The 3,304-nt window shown below is 64.2% G+C and carries 5 protein-coding genes; 3 read left to right on the top strand and 2 right to left on the bottom strand.

The genetic code is table 11. The features are described from left to right. Nucleotides 1-285 precede the first annotated feature (285 nt). Nucleotides 286-642 carry an ATP-binding protein gene (locus tag ACH34Q_RS46860; RefSeq protein WP_395989752.1) on the bottom strand — a complete coding sequence of 119 codons (357 nt, stop codon included), beginning with the start codon at nt 640-642 and terminating at the stop codon, nt 286-288. 252 nt (nt 643-894) lie between these two features. On the opposite strand from ACH34Q_RS46860, the gene ACH34Q_RS46865 reads away from it, so the two are divergent. The 3 genes from ACH34Q_RS46865 to ACH34Q_RS46875 are packed head-to-tail and all read left to right on the top strand — an operon-like array spanning nt 895 to nt 1,995. Then, a complete protein-coding gene (locus tag ACH34Q_RS46865; RefSeq protein ID WP_395989753.1) occupies nt 895-1,677 on the top strand; it encodes a Scr1 family TA system antitoxin-like transcriptional regulator in 783 nt (260 codons plus the stop codon). Continuing rightward, nucleotides 1,634-1,822 carry a DUF397 domain-containing protein gene (locus ACH34Q_RS46870; protein WP_395989754.1) on the top strand — a complete coding sequence of 63 codons (189 nt, stop codon included), beginning with the start codon at nt 1,634-1,636 and terminating at the stop codon, nt 1,820-1,822. The genes ACH34Q_RS46865 and ACH34Q_RS46870 overlap by 44 nt, the downstream gene beginning before the upstream one ends. Next, entirely contained in the window at nt 1,819-1,995 is a 177-nt protein-coding gene (locus tag ACH34Q_RS46875; protein ID WP_395989755.1) for a DUF397 domain-containing protein, read from the top strand. Before ACH34Q_RS46870 ends, ACH34Q_RS46875 begins: the two co-directional genes overlap by 4 nt. A 1-nt stretch (nt 1,996) precedes the next feature. Here ACH34Q_RS46875 and ACH34Q_RS46880 read toward each other — a convergent pair whose 3' ends face one another. Further along, entirely contained in the window at nt 1,997-2,875 is an 879-nt protein-coding gene (locus ACH34Q_RS46880; protein ID WP_395989756.1) for an alpha/beta fold hydrolase, read from the bottom strand. Between the last annotated feature and the right edge of the window lie 429 nt (nt 2,876-3,304).

Genomic DNA, 3,304 nt, shown 5'->3' on the forward strand with positions numbered 1-3,304 from the left:
CACACCCAACACGACCTGGACGAGGTCGCCCGCGAACTCAACGCACGACCCCGCCAGACCCTGGACTGGAAAACCCCAGCCCAAGCCCTCAACCAATTCCTCGTTGCAACAGCCGCTTGACATCGCCATGGGCGTTCAGGCGAACACGCCACGAATCAACACCCCAAGCACGCGGCGAACGCGCGTACGTCTATCCCGAGGGACGCCCCGGCCTCCGAGCGGAGCCGCTGTGCCGTACGACCGCACGGGGGGAAACGGTCGTCGCACCATCCGCCCGGAGGAGCTTCAGGGCAGGTCCAGCAGCGCGTAGACGGTCTTCGTCCCGTCCGGCTCCGCGCGCTGCCCCCAGTGCCGCGCGATCTGCTCCACGATCCACAGGCCGCGGCCCGACTCGTCCAGCGTCATGGGCTCTCTTCGTACGACGCGTTCCGTGCTGGAGTCCTGGACCTCGACGGCGATCATCGCCAGCCACCGCATCATCCGGAACCCGATGAGCGTCCCGGGCGAGGCCGCGATGGCGTTGGTCGCCAGCTCCGAGACCACCAGAAGCACGTCGTCGGCCAGCTCGCCGAGACCCCACTTCCGCAGATGGACCTCCGCCAGGTCGCGCAGCAACCCACCCGACGACGGAACCGCCAGCACGGACCGTTCCACCGACAGCTGACAAGGGCCAGATTCGGCCGGGAATTGTTCCTGATACATGATCGTCATTTCGCTTCGAGTGGGCCTTTGTGCGTTCTGGCTCCTCAGCCTGACGAAGAAGTCGTACCGTGGGAACACAATGGCGTGGTACGCGCCGCTATACCGAACAGGAGGTCCCCCCAAATGCCCCCATCCAACCACATAGACCCCCGCGACAGCCTCCGTTCCCAGCTCGCCTACACCCTCCGGATCATGCGCATCCTGAAGGGTGACAGCCAGGAGAAGCTCGCCAAGGAGCTGTATCTCTCAAGGGAGAGCATCACCGCGTACGAGACCCAGCGGAACTTCCCCGACCTCGACACCTGCAGGAAGTTCGACGAGTACTTCGGCACGGAGGAGCTCTTCCAGGGCCAGTGGGCCCACGCCCACAAGCAGCACGTCAACGAGTGGTTCGAGACCTACATCACCCACGAACTCGAGGCGAATCAAATTCGAACATTCCAGCCACTCTACATTCCAGGTCTACTTCAAACCGAAGACTACATGCGAGCAATAGCATACGAGCAAAATATGAATGACGAAATGGTCGCCAAACGAGGGGCACGCCAGGAGATACTCACGCGCGGACTCTCGCCGTCATATTTTTTCGGCATTCTAGACCAAACGGCTATTCGACGTCCGGTCGGCGGGGCGAGAGTAATGAGGGAACAACTCCGGCACCTCATTTCAATGAGCGAGCTTCCGAATGTCTCGATCCAAATCGTCAGCGACGAGACTGGCTGGTATTTCGGCTTCGAAGGAGCACTGGTACTTCTCGCCAAGCAAGAGAATCGAACTGCCGGTTACGTTGAGGCCCAGTTCGGTGGGAGACTGATAGAAGATCCGGCCGAAGCAGCTGGACTTGGGCTACGGTTCGACCAGATCAGAGGCCAGGCCCTGCCAGAAGACGCTTCCCGGGCTCTGATCAGACAGACGATGGAGGCGATGCGAGATGATCCACTGGCGCAAGAGCAGCCACAGCCAAGGCGGAGTTAACAGTGAGTGCGTCGAGGTCTCGACCAATCTTGCAGACACCACTCTCATTCGCGACTCCAAGGACTCCCACGGACCACGGCTGATACTCACCCGCGACGGCTTCACTGACCTGCTCAAGCACATCAAGGCAGGCGGCATGGGATGATTCAGTGGCGGAAGAGCAGCCACAGCCAAGGCGAATGCGTCGAAGTCTCGGTCAGCATCGCTGGCACCACCCTCATCCGTGACTCCAGAAACCCCGACGGGCCACGGCTGACGCTCACCCGCAGCGACCTCGCTGACCTGCTCGGGCGGATCAAGTCGGGTGGGGTGGGCTGACTCAGTCCATCAGGAAGTCGGTGAGGGCGCGGGTGGTGGCGTCGGGGGCTTCCTCGGCAGGGAAATGGCCTGAGTCCACGCTGGTTCCTTGTACGTCGGCGGCGTAGTCGCGCCAGACGGCCACGACGTCGTAGTGGCCTCCGACGAAGCCGCGGGATCCCCACAGTGCGAGCACGGGGCACTCGACTCGCCGGCCTGCGGCGGCATCGGCGTCGTCGTGTTCCAGGTCGATCGTGGCGGCGGCGCGGTAGTCCTCGCAGCTGGCGTGGATCGTCGCCGGGTCAGAGAAGCACCGGACGTACTCAGCGACCGCCTCGGGCGCGAATGATGCGGTGTCGGCGGACCACTGGGCCAGTTTGCGCCGCAGGTAGTACTCCGGGTCGGCGCCGATGAGGCGTTCGGGCAGGTCCGGTGCCTGGGCGAGAAAGAACCAGTGGTAATAGCCGTGGGCGAGATCACGGTCGACGTTGGCGAAGATATGCCTGGTGGGCACGATGTCCAGCATGGCGGCCCGTGTGACCCGTTCAGGATGGTCCAGGCACATCCGGTGCGCCACTCGCGCCCCTCGATCGTGGCCCACAACGGCGAACCGCTCGTACCCGAGCATGTCCATCAAGCCGACCTGATCGGCGGCCATCGCCCGTTTGCTGTACTCGGCGTGGTCGGGTCCACCGGCGGGCTTGGCGGAATCACCGTAGCCGCGTAGATCGGCCGCGACGACGGTGTGATCGCGTGCCAGGGCCGGCGCCACACGGTGCCACATCGCGTGCGTCTGCGGGTAGCCGTGCAGGAGCAGTACGGGCGGTCCGGCCCCTCCGACCAGCGCATGGACGGCTACCCCGTCGACGGTAACGTCGCGGATATCGAAACCACCGAGCATGCTCGTCACCGCTTGATCTTCTCAAGTCGGAAGACCTTGGGGAAGAGGCTGCAGGACGGGCCGCGCCTCACTCCAGTCGCCGTTCGGGCGGCGGCCCCTGGCTACAGGCGCCATCGAGGACGCTTGCGGTGACGACCGGCTGCGAACGGAGCGCCGGAAGAGCCGTTCGAGCCGTTCCGTAAGTACATGCGTCGGTGGGCGTCGAGGCTATCGGCGAGGTGGTGATCAGGGATGTGTCAGAACGTCTACGGCCACGCCGATTGAACGTCCCCGAGCACCCCCCAACACCGAGCCCGGGGATACGACACCCAGAGATACCGGCGCCATGCGGTCGTCATAACGCAGCAAGGCTCCACTGCCGTGGTCGGACGACTCACGCCACTTCGCCGACCGCCTCTTCCAAGTGCCGTGGGGGGGGGGGGGGGGGGG

The sequence above is a fragment of the Actinomadura sp. 9N407 genome (genome assembly GCF_044326315.1).
Lineage (GTDB): Bacteria > Actinomycetota > Actinomycetes > Streptosporangiales > Streptosporangiaceae > Spirillospora.

Bases quoted from the DNA above. Each gene is read 5' to 3' on its own strand.
- ACH34Q_RS46865 (WP_395989753.1), top strand. From the start codon at position 895: ATGCGCATCCTGAAGGGTGACAGCCAGGAGAAGCTCGCCAAGGAGCTG.
- ACH34Q_RS46870 (WP_395989754.1), top strand. From the start codon at position 1,634: ATGATCCACTGGCGCAAGAGCAGCCACAGCCAAGGCGGAGTTAACAGT.
- ACH34Q_RS46880 (WP_395989756.1), bottom strand. From the start codon at position 2,875: ATGCTCGGTGGTTTCGATATCCGCGACGTTACCGTCGACGGGGTAGCC.
- ACH34Q_RS46875 (WP_395989755.1), top strand. From the start codon at position 1,819: ATGATTCAGTGGCGGAAGAGCAGCCACAGCCAAGGCGAATGCGTCGAA.